The sequence below is a fragment of the Pseudomonas sp. A014 genome, from assembly GCF_052378495.1.
Classification (GTDB): domain Bacteria; phylum Pseudomonadota; class Gammaproteobacteria; order Pseudomonadales; family Pseudomonadaceae; genus Aquipseudomonas; species Aquipseudomonas machongensis.
Genome location: NZ_CP199001.1, coordinates 5290240 through 5302922, shown reverse-complemented (window position 1 = coordinate 5302922; position 12683 = coordinate 5290240). Strand labels below are relative to the sequence as shown.

Genomic DNA, 12683 nt, shown 5'->3' with positions numbered 1-12683 from the left:
GCTATCCGGACCTGCAGGATACCTGTGGGAGCGGGCTTGCCCGCGAAAAGGACGACACGGTCCTGATGCATTGCTCGACCATCGGCTTTTCATGCCGCCGGACAAAGCAGGCATAATACCGCGCCTTCTACACTGAAGCGCGTCTTCACGATTGCCGGAATCCCCCTTGAAACCACCCCACACACCCGCCGTTTCGCCCCGCCCCTCGGCTTGCCCGGGGTTGTGGCGCATCGTCGCGGCGCGTGATGGCGGCATTTGCCGGATCAAACTGCCCGGCGGCCTGCTGCTGGCCGAGCAGGGAGAGGCGGTGGCCGAGGCTGCCGAGCGCTTCGCCGGCGGGGTGATCGAGGCAACCAACCGCGCCAACTTGCAGATACGCGGTATCGGCGACCAGCACCTGGCGCTGGTCGGGCACCTGCTCGATGCCGGCCTCGGCCCGCGCGAGGCGGCCGGTGACGATGTCCGCAACCTGATGCTCAGCCCGTTGGCCGGTGTCGATCCGGCGATGCTGATCGACATCCGGCCCTTGGCCGGGCAGATCCTGCACCTGCTGGAAACCACCCCGCGCCTGCATGAACTGTCGGCCAAGTTCGCCGTGCAGCTCGACGCGGGGGAGTCCCTGGCGATGCTCGCGCACCCCCATGACCTGTGGCTGTCGGCGCTGTTGCTTGACCGGCAGGTGTGGCTGGCCTTCGGGCTGGCGGGCTGCCCGGGCGATGGCGCAACCCTTGGCGCCGTCCCGCTGGAGCAGGGGGTGGCATTGGTGCAGGCGGTGCTGGAGCGCTTCCTCGACCTGGCCACGCCCGAGCAGACACGGATGCGCCAGTTGCTGCAGACCTGCCCCGTGCAGGATTTTGTCGAAGGGCTGGGCCTGCCGATTCGTCGCGACAGCGCTGTGCGTCAATGGCGGCGTGTGCCTGCCACACCGCGCTGGCTCGGTGTGTTGGCCCAGCGTGAGGGCAGTGCGTTCGGCGTGGCGCCGCCGCTGGGGCGCTTGACGCCCGCCATGCTGCGCGGCCTCGCCAGGCTTGCGCGCGAGGCCGGAGATGGCAGCCTGCGGCTCACGCCCTGGCAGAGTCTGGTGCTGCCGAACTTCGATCCATCGCTGCTCGCGCAGGCCCAAGTCGAGACAAAGGCGCTGGGCATGATCAACGACGTCTTGCAGCCACTTGCACGCATCAGCGCTTGCACCGGTTCCAGTGGTTGCGCCAAGGGCCAGTCCGACACCAAGGCCGATGCGCAGGTGATTGCCGGCCTGCTGCACCATGGCGCCCCGGCCAGTGTGCACCTGTCGGGCTGCCCGCGTTCCTGTGCCGTGGCCCATGTCGCCCCGGCCACCCTGCTGGCCCGCGCCCCGGGCCGTTATGACCTTTATTTTCGCGATGCACGCCTGCCGGGTTTCGGCCGACTGCGCGCATCCGACCTTACCCCAGAAGAAGCAGGCGCCATGCTCGACCTGCCGACGGAGCACCTTGATGATTGACTACATCCGCGATGGTCAGGAGATCTATCGCAATTCCTTCCGCATCATTCGCGAGGAGGCCCGCCTGGAGCGGATTCCGGCCGATCTGGAAAAGCTCGCGGTGCGGGTGATCCACGCCTGCGGCATGGTCGAGGCCATCGACGGCCTGCAGTTTTCCGAAGGTGCCGGAACGGCGGGGCGCCAGGCCCTGGCCAAGGGCGCACCGATTCTCTGCGACGCGCACATGGTTGCCGAAGGTATCACCCGCGCGCGTCTGCCGGCCGACAACCCGGTCATCTGCACCCTGCGTGATCCCAGCGTGCCGGGCCTGGCCAAGGACGCCGGCAACACCCGCTCGGCGGTGGCCCTCGAGCTGTGGCGCCCGCATCTGGAGGGCAGCGTGGTGGTGATCGGCAATGCCCCGACCGCGCTGTTCTACTTGCTGGAAATGCTCGATGCGGGTGCGCCCAAGCCTGCGTTGATCCTGGGCTTCCCGGTAGGCTTCGTCGGCGCTGCCGAGTCCAAGGCGATGCTGGCCGCCGACAGCCGTGGTGTGCCGTTCGTCATCATGCAGGGGCGCCTGGGTGGTAGCGCCATGGCTGCCGCTGCTGTCAATGCGCTCGCCACGGAGGTGGAATGATGCAGCCCCGTGGACGTCTGCTCGGCCTGGGGGTTGGCCCTGGCGACCCGGAACTGATCACGGTCAAGGCCCTGCGCCTGCTGCGCGAGGCGCCGGTAGTGGCGTATTTCGTGGCCAAGGGCAAGCGCGGCAATGCCTTCGGTATCATCGAGGCGCACCTGCAGGCGCAGCAGACCCTGCTGCCGCTGGTGTATCCGGTCACCACCGAGGTGCTGCCGGCACCGCTGTCGTACGAGCAGGTGATCAGCGACTTCTACGACGAAGCCAGCGTGCAGGTGGCCAAACACCTGGACGCCGGTCGTGATGTGGCGGTGATCTGCGAAGGCGATCCGTTCTTCTACGGCTCCTACATGTACCTGCACGATCGCCTGGCCCAGCGCTATGAGGCCGAGGTGATCCCGGGCGTGTGCTCGATGCTCGGCGGGGCGTCCGTACTCGGTGCGCCGCTGGTCTACCGCAACCAGACCTTGACCGTGCTCTCCGGTGTATTGCCCCACGAAGAACTCAAGCGCCGCCTGGCCGATGCCGACGCCGCAGTGATCATGAAGCTTGGGCGCAACTTCCCCAAGGTGCGCGAGGTGCTCGCCGAGCTGGGCCTGGACGGTCGCGCGTTGTACGTTGAGCGCGCAACCATGGCCAACCAGAAGATCGTCGCGCTGGACGCGGTTGATCCGCAGTCTTCGCCGTATTTCTCGCTGATCGTGGTACCGGGTGAAAAATGGCAGGGATGAACAGCGACAAGGCACCGGCCATCGTCATTCTCGGCCCTGGCAGCCTGGCCACCGCCCAGCGAATCCAGCAGCGTTATCCACAGGCGCGGGTTTACGGCCTGAGCGGCCGGGTCGAAGGTGTCGAGCACTGCTACGAATCCTTCGGTGACACCCTGCGCGGCCTGTACCGCGAGGGTGCGCCGATCATCGCCCTGTGCGCGGCCGGGATCGTCATTCGCACCCTGGCGCCCCTGCTCGACGAGAAGGGCGCCGAGCCGCCGGTGCTGGCGGTGGCGGAGGACGGCAGCGCCGTGGTACCGCTGCTGGGCGGCCTGAGCGGAGTCAATGTCATGGCGCGGGAGATCGGCGAGGTGCTGGGGGTGGCGGCGGCCATCACCACCAGCGGTGAGCTGCGTTTCGGCACCTGCCTGCTCAATCCGCCGGCAGGCTACGCATTGGCGAATCTTGAGCAGGGCAAGCGCTTCGTCTCTGACCTGCTGGCCGGCGAGAGCGTGCGCATCGAAGGCGCGGCGCCCTGGCTGGCCCAGGCGCAACTGCCCGAAGACGCAGCAGCCCGACGCAGTATTCATGTCGGCTGCCAGGCGCGTCCTGCCAGCCGCGACGAGTTGCTGATCCATGTGCGTTCGGTGTTGGTAGCGGTTCAGGCCGGGCAGGCCGATCTGCCTGCCCGTGTGCATGACGCCCTGGCTGCGGCGAATATCGCCGACGCATCGCTGGCGTGCTTGCTGGCTGGCGACGAGGCGATGGCCGAGCCCGCCGTGCACGACGCCGCCCGCAGCCTGGGTGTGCCCCTGCGATTCGCTCCAGCAGGTGGCAGCCTGGTCGAGATGGCCGGGCAGGCGCTGGAGGGCGCGCAACTGATCGAACAGGGCGGGGTGGTCATCGCTGTGGCGCCGTCGCCGATCGACCCGTTGCAGGTCGGGCGCGCGCGCGGCCGCCTGGCGGTGATCGGCCTGGGCCCGGGAGCCGCCGAATTCATGGTGCCGGCAGTAAAGGCCGAACTGGCCCGTGCCGACGATGTACTGGGTTACGAAACCTATGTGCGCATGGCTGGCCCTTTCCGCACCGATCAAGTGCTGCACTGCACCGACAACCGCGAGGAGATGCAACGTGCGCGGCACGCCTTCGAGCTCGCGGCGCAAGGGCGCTCGGTGGTTGTGGTATCTTCCGGCGATCCTGGCGTGTTCGCCATGGCGGCTGCGGTGCTCGAGGCATTGCACGAGTCCAGCGATGCGGCCTGGCATCGCGTCGACCTGCAGATTCTGCCCGGCGTTTCGGCCTCCTTGGCCACTGCCGCCCAGGCTGGTGCACCGTTAGGGCACGACTTCTGTGTGATGTCGCTGTCGGACAACCTCAAGCCCTGGTCGATCATCGAGAAGCGCCTGGACCTGGCGGCACAGGCCGACCTGGTGCTGGCCTTCTACAACCCGATCTCCCGCGCCCGGCCTTGGCAGCTGGGGCAGGCCGTGGAGATCGTTCGCCGTCATCGAGATGGGCAGACCCCTGTCGTCCTGGGGCGCGATATCGGCAGACCGGGGCAGACACTGAGTGTCGTCACTCTGGCGGAGCTGCTGCCGGAGATGGTCGATATGCGCACGATGGTGCTGGTTGGCTCCAGCACCACCACTGTGTTCAAGCATCCCGATGGCATGCAGTGGGTCTATACCCCACGCTGGTATCCCCCGCACCATTGACCTTATTGGAACTCCTTCAGCCCGCCAGATCGAGCTGGCGCTGGCTAACGTGGTCGCCCCTGGTGTTCAGGGGCAACCCAAAGGAGTTTCAGATGAGCGATGATAAACAAGTCACCACCACCGACGCCGGCCTGCTGGTCGAGGGCAACTTGCTGGCGTGCGGTGCGGGCATGACGGCGCAAAGCCGCCACGACGTGAAGAATGCGTTTCACTTCGCCACCCTCGTCGCCGACAAGGCGCTGGATATCGAAGAGAACGGCAAGGCCTGGTACGACAAATTCCTCGACGCGATGCGTGACCTGGGCTTCACCACTCCCCACCGCAGTTTCGAACTGGAGACCTCTTCGGAGGTGAAAGTCACGCTGGGCGCGGTGGCCGTTCGTGTCATCGGTGCAGCCGGCAGTGCACTGCTGGGCGGCACCACGCTGGGCGTACTGGCCAAGAAGGGGTTCGACAAGCTTACCAACGTCGAAAACGATACCCGCATCATCCACCACAAGAAAAAGAGCAAGGCCAGGGGCGTGGTCGGGATGGCGGCTTGCCTGGAAACCGAGCAAGGCGATGTGGTCATGGTGATGAGCTGCGTGCGGGCGACGGAGCCGAACCTGGATGAAGATGTGCTGGGGGTGCAGTTCCAGATCGAGAAGTCGGAGTACTACGCCGGTCATGCAGTGCTGACGCTGAACAATTTCGTCTACGACAAAGTGCGTGCCACGGTGGAAGAGAAGCTCGGCGTGCGCAGTGTCGAGAACGTTCTGCAGTACGACATCTGATCACGGGCGCGGGCCTTCGGGCACCGCGCTTTTCAGTTTCTACAGACCGGAACACCTGCCATGACCTATACAGACCACACGCTGACCCTGATTGGCCAGACCGCGCTGCTCGTGCCACCTGGCATCGAGGTACAGCAGCGCGAGGATGCCCTGGATTCACTGCATTACTGCCAGTTGCTGGCCGACAAGCAAGCTGGCTCATGCTTCGATCATCCCGATGAGTGGGCGGTTGCTTATCGCAAGGCCTTCGCGTCACTGAACTGGATCAAGTTCGTCAGCACGCACGACAGTATCTCGCTCGCGCCGCAGGCCACCCCTAGACAGGATACGCCCCTCTTGAGCTGGCTGAGGCAGCGCGAGATCGATGTCGATATGGCATTGGCGAAGCTGTCGCAGGTGCTGTCGGGCGCGCCTGAGGGTCTGGAGCATCTGCTGCGTTTCGCCGTGCGTAACGAGGCCAACAAGGGCGAGGTGCACATCGAGTTCGGGCTGCTCGGCGCCGGGCCGATTCTCGACCTGTGCAGCGTGTCGATGCAGTGCGACCACCCGATCACTCGGGAGACACTGGCCACCATTGCGCAGCGTACCCAGCTGCAAGGCGAACTGGCGGTACGGGCACTGTCGCTGAACCTGAGCAACCAGCGCTTCGCTGCGCGGCGTTCGGACCTGCACATCCTGATACTCGACAAGGAACGCGAGAAGCCTCGTCGACTGGCGCTGGGAGTGATTCCACGTGAATGAAGCCAATGCTGCTGTGATTGGTGCGGGAGTCGTCTCGTTCCTGCCGGGGCTGTCGCTGGTACAGAAAAACAAGGTGAAGCTGGCCTTGGCGTTGGCCGAGCGAGCTACCCAGACGGCTTTCGACGAAGGGCTGGTGGAGGATTGGTTCGCCTACTACCGCAACCAGTTGAAATTCATGGGCTGGGACGCGGTTTCTGCCGAGCAGGTCCACTGGCCGGATGCGGGGCGCGCCGAGGAAGTCGACAAAGTCCTGGGCTTGATCGCCAAGACTGCGGGTGAGCGCTTTGCCAGCAATGTGCAGGTGTCCCTGCAGCGGCTGTGCAACAGTCCGCAGACGCTCGCCACTCTGGAGAAGCACGCGCGCGAGCGAGGGCACTTTCAGTTACTGCCTTGTGCCCCTGCCGGGCAGAACCGGGTCGATATGGTGCTGTATCACGAGATCGATACCCAGGATGCCTGGCGTGCCGGTTTCATCACCCGCAAGCGTGGTATGAAGAACGTGCGCGCCGAGCTTGTACGGTTCAACATCCTGGCATTCGAGAACAGCTACCTGCCCAAGGTTCAAGCACGGATCGTGGAGGTATCCCTGAAACAGATACACGACTACGACGTTTGAAGGGCGCTGGGCGATCAGGGCGTATGGAGAGGGCCGGCGGCCGCTTCGCGCTGGTTCGCCCAGAACTGGATCAGTTCGCGCAGTTGCGACAGCTCTACAGGTTTGGCCATGTGCCCGTCCATGCCGGCCAGGCGCGCGCGTTCCTTGTGTTCGCTGAGAATATGCGCGGTCAGCGCTACCACCGGGGTGCGCTGGCGCTGGTTGGCCGCCTCCCAGTCACGCAGGCGTTGGGTCGCGGAGAAACCATCGAGTATCGGCATCTCGCAATCCATCAGGACCAGGTCGTAGCGCGTGGCCTGCATCGCCTCCAGCGCCTCTTCGCCATTGCTGGCAGTGTCGGGCTCGAGGTTGAGCTTGCCGAGCATGCCGCGGATCACCTTGGTCGAGATGCTGTTGTCTTCGGCGACCAGGATACGGAAGTCGGCAGGCAGGTTCAGCGGCGCCGGCGTGCCACCGAGGGCGGCAATTATCGCCGGCTCGCGGCCGCGCTGGGCCAGCTCTTCGGCCAGGGTGGTCTTGAGCGTGTAGCCGGCTACCGGCTTGGCGAGGATGCGTTTGACCCCGGCATTGCGGGCGATGATCTTGCTGGGCGCGTTGCTGATGCCGGTCAGCATGATCACCAGGATGTCGTGGTTCAGGCTCGGATCTTCCTTGATCTTGGCTGCCAGTTGCATGCCTGTCATGCCGGGCATGTTCTGGTCCAGCAGCACGGCATCGAAGTAGTCGCGCAGGTGTGCCTTGGTGCGCAGCAGCGCCAGTGCCTCCTTGCCGGAAGGCACGGCGCTGACGTTCATGCCCCAGGCGCTGCACTGCTGCACCAGCACCTTGCGACAGGTGTCGTTATCGTCCACTACCAGCACCCGAGCATCGCGCAGCGGGCCGTCGAGGTCGGCGGGCGGCTGTTCCAGGCGCAGTGGATCGAGCGGCAGTGTCAGCCATAGCGTATTGCCCAGGCTGGTGCTGGTCTTGATGCCGAATTCGCCGTGCATCAGGCCGATCAACTGCTTGGCGATCACCAGCCCCAGGTGGCCGCCGAGCTTGTTGCTGGAGAGGAAGTGGTGGCTGTGCAGCTCGGCCTGCAGCAAAGCCTCGCGCTCGGCGCTGGCCATCGGCTCGCCGCTGTCCTGCACGGCGATACGCAGGCGCGGAGCGTCACCGCGCTGGTCGAGGGCCACCACCAGCAGGATTTCGCCTTGGTCGGTGTTCTTCAGGGCATTGTCCAGCAGGCTCGACAGCGCCTGACGCAACCGCGTCGGGTCGCCGCTGATCACGCGTGGCACCTGTGGCTGGGTGAAGCTGATCAGCTCGATGTTCTGCTGTTCGGCCTTGGCCCGGAAGATGTTCAGGCAGTCTTCGATCAGTGCGTTGAGATCGAACTGCACATCATCCAGCTCGATCTGTCGTGATTCGAGCTTGGAGATGTCGAGAATCTCGTTGATCAGCGTGAGCAACTCGTTGCCGGCGCTGTGGATGGTCTGCACATAGTCGCGCTGCTTGACCGACAGCGGTGTGCCCAGCAGCAGCTCGGTCATGCCCAGCACGCCGTTCATCGGCGTGCGGATCTCGTGGCTGATCTTGGCCAGGAATTCGGCCTTGGCGTTGATCTCGGCGTCGCTGGCGGCGAGGGCTCGGCTGGCGCGCACGCGCTCCTCGTTGATCTTGCGCAGGCGCTCGCTGACGGAAAGGTTCAGCAACAGGCCGCTCACCACGGTCAGCCCCATCAGGATGACCAGCAGCCAGGGGGTGGGGGTGCGGGTCAGGCCGAGCAGCGCCGGCAGCAGGACCAGGCCACCGAGGTTGAACACCAGCATGGCCAAGGTGAACAGGCGTGCGGGGTTGTAGCCCTTGTACCAGTAGTAGGCGCTGGCCAGGAGCATGCTCAGGCTGCCGAGGGCAAGCAGGGTGTAGGTGGTCAGGTTCAGCGGCAGGGTGTCGATGAACAGCAGGAGCAAGCCGCTGATCGCGGCGATCAGCATTTCTGCCTGCAGGATGCGGGTGAGCCGCGCGCAACCGCAGGGCGAGAAGAAGCGCTGGGTGAAGTACAACCCGCAAAGCCCGGCCAGGACCAGCGTGAGGTAGGCGGCAGGCGTTTGCGCGCTGTGCCACAGGTGCCACCACGGGCCGCTGAGGTTGAGCAGGATCAAGGCACTGAGCAGCATCAACGCGTGGTAGAGCGCCAGCACCAGGGTTGTGCTGGAACGGGTGTAGAAGAAGCGAATCAGGTTGTGCAGGATCAGCATCACCAGGCCGCCGAACAGCAGGCCGAACAGCAGCGGCTGGCGCTGGTCGATGGCCGCGCTGGCCGCCGATTCCAGAGAGATCGCCGGGCGCAACTGGTGCTCGGAGACCAGGCGCAGATAGATGTCCAGCGGTTGCGTGGCGTTGGGCAGTGGCAGAACGTGGTCGCTGCCGCGCAGGGTGGGGCTGGCGTTGCCCAACTGTCGACCATGGTGCAACTGGCGCAGCAGCGTGCTGCCGTCGAGGGCGTAGAGGTCCAGGCGTGACAGGTCGGGGGCGAAGATGCGCAGCAGGCGCTCCTGGTCGGCGGGCTCCAGGCGGTAGTGCAGCCACAGGGCCTGGTCGGGCAGGGCGGCATCCAGCGCGTCCAGTTGCAGCGGGCTGAACTGGTTGCGGTAGCGGTCGGAACGTACGTCGGAGAGCTGCAGGCTTGCCTGTTCATCGAGCAGCACAGACCACCCGCCGCCTTGTTCGGCCGCAGCCGGAAGCAGGCAGAGCAGGGTCAGCATGCTGACGATCAGAGCAGTGGCAATCCGAAGCCGACGCACGACGAGATCCTTTCTTGGCTGATAAGCCGGATAACAACTATGCGCGGCGTGCCGCGCCGAAGGCAAGGCCCCGGTGGGGCCCTGTCGACGAGCCGCAGGCCGTGCGCCATGGCGCTACGACCTGCGGGCCGCAGTTTACTGCTGGTGTTCACCGCGCTCGCGGGCGATGGCTCGGTAGCCGATGTCGGTACGGTAGAAACTACCGTTCCAGCTGACTTCCTTGGCCAGGCGGTAGGCCTGCTGCTGTGCATCGGCAACGGTGCTGCCCATGGCAGTGGCGCACAGCACGCGTCCGCCGTTGGTGGTTACCTGGCCATCCTTGAGCGCAGTACCGGCATGGAATACCTTGCCTTCGATCTTGGCAGCAGCATCCAGGCCGTCGATCACGTCACCCTTGGCGTAGTCGCCCGGGTAACCGCCAGCGGCCAGCACTACGCCCAGGCTCGGGCGTGGGTCCCACTGTGCTTCGACCTTGTCCAGAGCCTTGGCGAATGCGGCCTCGACCAACAGCACCAGGCTCGACTCCAGGCGCAGCATGACCGGTTGTGTCTCGGGGTCGCCGAAGCGGCAGTTGAACTCGATTACCTTGGGATTGCCTGCCTTGTCGATCATCAGGCCCGCATAGAGGAAACCGGTGTAGACGTTACCTTCCTCGGCCATGCCGCGCACGGTCGGCCAGATCACCTGGTCCATCACGCGCTGGTGCACGTCGGCCGTGACCACCGGGGCCGGCGAGTAGGCGCCCATGCCGCCGGTGTTGGGGCCGGTGTCTTTGTCGCCGACACGTTTGTGGTCCTGGCTGGTGGCCATTGGCAGCACGTTGTGGCCATCGACCATGACGATGAAGCTGGCTTCCTCGCCGTCGAGGAATTCTTCGATCACCACGCGTGAACCGGCTTCACCGAAGGCGTTGCCGGCGAGCATGTCGCGCACGGCGTCTTCGGCTTCCTGCAGGGTCATGGCGACGATCACGCCCTTGCCTGCGGCCAGGCCGTCGGCCTTGATCACGATCGGTGCGCCTTTCTCGCGCAGGTAGGCCAGCGCCGGCTCGATCTCGGTGAAGTTCTGGTAGTCGGCGGTCGGGATCTTGTGGCGAGCCAGGAAATCCTTGGTGAAGGCCTTGGAGCCTTCGAGCTGCGCTGCGCCCTTGGTCGGACCGAAGCAGTCCAGGCCGCGGCTGCGGAACAGGTCGACCACGCCAATCACCAGTGGCGCTTCAGGGCCGACAATCGTCAGGTCGACGTTCTTCTCGGCGAAATCGGCCAGTTGCTCCAGGGCGCAGACGTCGATGGCGACGTTCTCGCATTTGGCTTCGATGGCCGTGCCGGCGTTGCCCGGGGCCACGAAGACTTTCTCGACGCGTGGATCCTGGGCGACTTTCCAGGCCAGGGCGTGTTCACGGCCGCCGCTGCCGATGATCAAAACTTTCATGTCAAAACCTCGAAATCTGTCGAACGAGAGACAATGCTTCTCGCTGTACGAGGTCGCAATGAAGCTGGTAGATGCAAGGCGGGGACGGTTCCGATGAGCGGAGTTGCCTTCTGGCAATGAGCATCAGCGGAACCGGCCCCAACGCAGCAGATGCCTGCTTCAGTGCGGCCGATTGCCATAAATCAGTGGCGGAAGTGGCGCATACCGGTGAACACCATCGCGATACCGGCTTCGTCAGCGGCGGCGATGACTTCTGCATCACGCATCGAGCCACCCGGCTGGATCACAGCGCTGATACCCACCTTGGCGGCGTTGTCGATGCCGTCGCGGAACGGGAAGAACGCGTCCGAAGCCATGACCGCACCCTGTACCTGCAGACCAGCATGCTCGGCCTTGATTGCAGCGATGCGAGCGGAGTTGACGCGGCTCATCTGGCCGGCACCGACACCGATGGTCTGGCGGTTCTTGGCGTAGACGATAGCGTTGGACTTGACGAACTTGGCGACTTTCCAGGCGAACACCAGGTCGTGGATCTCTTGCTCGGTCGGCGCGCGTTTGGTGACGACTTTCAGGTCCTCGGCGCTGATCATGCCGATATCGCGGCTCTGCACCAGCAGGCCACCGTTGACGCGCTTGAAGTCCCAGCCAGCAGCGCGTTCGGCAGGCCATTCGCCACACTCCAGCAGGCGTACGTTCTGCTTGGCGGCGACCACTTCGCGGGCGGCCTGGGAGATTTTCGGTGCGATGATCACTTCGACGAACTGACGCTCGACGATGGCCTTGGCGGTTTCGCCGTCGAGTTCGCGGTTGAAGGCGATGATGCCGCCGAACGCCGACTCGGTGTCGGTGGCGTAGGCCAGGTCATAGGCCTTGCGAATGCCACCTTCGTTTTCCGGGACCACCGCCACGCCGCACGGGTTGGCGTGCTTGACGATGACGCAGGCCGGCTTGACGAAGCTCTTCACGCACTCCAGCGCGGCGTCGGTGTCGGCCACGTTGTTGAACGACAGTTCCTTGCCCTGCAACTGGACGGCGGTGGAAATGCTGGCCTCGCCTTTCTTTTCCTCGACATAGAACGCCGCGCTCTGGTGCGGGTTCTCGCCGTAGCGCATTTCCTGGGCCTTGACGAACTGGCTGTTGAAGGTGCGCGGGAACTCGCTGCGGCCTTCGGTCGACAGGGTGTCCTTGGACTGGTCGATGCTGCCCATGTAGTTGGCGATCATGCCGTCGTAGGCGGCGGTGTGCTCGAAGGCCTTGAGCATCAGGTCGAAGCGCTGGGCGTAGGTCAGGCCGCCGGCCTTGAGGCCTTCGACGATGCCGGCGTAGTCGCTGGCGTTGACCACGATGGCGACGTCCTTGTGGTTCTTCGCCGCGGAACGCACCATGGTCGGGCCGCCGATATCGATGTTCTCGATGGCGGTCGGCAGGTCGCAACCTGGCTTGCTGATGGTGGCTTCGAACGGATACAGGTTGACCGCGACCAGGTCGATCGGCTTGATGCCGTGCTCGTTCATGATGGCGTCGTCGGTGCCGCGACGGCCGAGGATGCCGCCGTGGATCTTCGGATGCAGGGTCTTGACCCGGCCGTCCATCATTTCGGCGAAGCCGGTGTAGTCGGCCACTTCCACCGCGTTCACGCCGTTATCCTTGAGCAGCTTGTAGGTGCCGCCGGTGGACAGGATCTCGACACCGAGCTGTTGCAGCTCACGGGCGAACTCGAGGATACCGGTCTTGTCGGAGACGCTGATCAGGGCGCGGCGGATCGGCAGGCGGGTAGTCTGGTCGGTCATTTCGGATTCCATAACGCGG

The 12683-nt window shown here is 64.9% G+C and carries 10 protein-coding genes; 7 read left to right on the top strand and 3 right to left on the bottom strand.

The window, feature by feature from the left end; all coding sequences use genetic code 11:
• Window positions 1–151: 151 nt before the first annotated feature.
• From cobG to ACTYOL_RS24545, 7 genes are all read left to right on the top strand, one after another.
• Window positions 152–1483, top strand: a complete 1332-nt coding sequence (gene cobG / locus ACTYOL_RS24575) for a precorrin-3B synthase (RefSeq protein WP_200603094.1) — start codon at window positions 152–154, stop codon at window positions 1481–1483.
• Window positions 1476–2102, top strand: coding sequence for a precorrin-8X methylmutase (locus tag ACTYOL_RS24570; RefSeq protein ID WP_054894218.1), 627 nt, complete (start codon window positions 1476–1478; stop codon window positions 2100–2102). Before cobG ends, ACTYOL_RS24570 begins: the two co-directional genes overlap by 8 nt.
• Complete coding sequence (locus ACTYOL_RS24565) at window positions 2099–2833, top strand: precorrin-2 C(20)-methyltransferase (protein WP_444757235.1); 735 nt, start codon at window positions 2099–2101, stop codon at window positions 2831–2833. Before ACTYOL_RS24570 ends, ACTYOL_RS24565 begins: the two co-directional genes overlap by 4 nt.
• Window positions 2821–4527 (top strand): precorrin-3B C(17)-methyltransferase, encoded by a 1707-nt coding sequence (gene cobJ, locus ACTYOL_RS24560; RefSeq protein ID WP_444757234.1) that lies wholly within the window; start codon window positions 2821–2823, stop codon window positions 4525–4527. The genes ACTYOL_RS24565 and cobJ overlap by 13 nt, the downstream gene beginning before the upstream one ends.
• Before the next feature lie 92 nt (window positions 4528–4619).
• Complete coding sequence (locus tag ACTYOL_RS24555; protein ID WP_153774089.1) at window positions 4620–5300, top strand: hypothetical protein; 681 nt, start codon at window positions 4620–4622, stop codon at window positions 5298–5300.
• A 60-nt stretch (window positions 5301–5360) separates the two neighbouring features.
• Window positions 5361–6041: a hypothetical protein gene (locus tag ACTYOL_RS24550; RefSeq protein ID WP_444757233.1), complete on the top strand. Its 681-nt coding sequence runs from the start codon at window positions 5361–5363 to the stop codon at window positions 6039–6041.
• The gene (locus tag ACTYOL_RS24545) at window positions 6034–6657 is read left to right on the top strand and encodes a hypothetical protein (protein WP_197892422.1); all 624 of its coding nucleotides are present in this window, start codon (window positions 6034–6036) and stop codon (window positions 6655–6657) included. Before ACTYOL_RS24550 ends, ACTYOL_RS24545 begins: the two co-directional genes overlap by 8 nt.
• Before the next feature lie 14 nt (window positions 6658–6671).
• Here ACTYOL_RS24545 and ACTYOL_RS24540 read toward each other — a convergent pair whose 3' ends face one another.
• From ACTYOL_RS24540 to purH, 3 genes are all read right to left on the bottom strand, one after another.
• Window positions 6672–9443 carry a hybrid sensor histidine kinase/response regulator gene (locus tag ACTYOL_RS24540; RefSeq protein ID WP_197892420.1) on the bottom strand — a complete coding sequence of 924 codons (2772 nt, stop codon included), beginning with the start codon at window positions 9441–9443 and terminating at the stop codon, window positions 6672–6674.
• 135 nt (window positions 9444–9578) lie between these two features.
• Entirely contained in the window at window positions 9579–10874 is a 1296-nt protein-coding gene (gene purD, locus ACTYOL_RS24535; RefSeq protein ID WP_065861657.1) for a phosphoribosylamine--glycine ligase, read from the bottom strand.
• A gap of 182 nt (window positions 10875–11056) precedes the next feature.
• Complete coding sequence (purH, locus tag ACTYOL_RS24530) at window positions 11057–12664, bottom strand: bifunctional phosphoribosylaminoimidazolecarboxamide formyltransferase/IMP cyclohydrolase (RefSeq protein WP_444757232.1); 1608 nt, start codon at window positions 12662–12664, stop codon at window positions 11057–11059.
• Between the last annotated feature and the right edge of the window lie 19 nt (window positions 12665–12683).